Source organism: Polaribacter sp. BAL334, assembly GCF_015767435.1.
Lineage (GTDB): Bacteria > Bacteroidota > Bacteroidia > Flavobacteriales > Flavobacteriaceae > Polaribacter.
This window is the reverse complement of record NZ_JADWOV010000100.1, coordinates 1-303: the sequence shown is the minus strand read 5'-3', so window position 1 is coordinate 303 and position 303 is coordinate 1. Positions and strand designations below refer to the sequence as shown.

The 303-nt window shown below is 32.7% G+C and carries 1 protein-coding gene; it reads right to left on the bottom strand.

Features of this window, described 5'->3' with window-relative positions; genetic code table 11:
* Positions 1 to 303: DNA adenine methylase (locus IU405_RS00510; protein WP_197436701.1), on the bottom strand; the 303-nt coding region annotated here is incomplete at both ends.

The window sequence follows — 303 nt, the reverse complement described above, 5'->3', positions numbered from 1 at the left end:
CTTAGTTTTATTAAAGTTGTCTCTAATTTCATAATATATTTCGTGTCCTTCATTTTGCAATTTATTCCAACGAACTTTATATTCATTTGCAGTACTCTCTGGATTGTTTTTAATTTCATTCCATAGTGCTATCAATTCAGGTATAATGTCACTAGCAACACCATTTTGAACTCCACGAAAAGGCAGCATAGAACCACCACCAACGAAAGGCTCAAAATATCTGCCTTGACTTAAAAATTTATCACTAAGTTCAATGGCTACTTTTCGTTTACTTCCTGACCACTTTATAACTGGATTCAATAT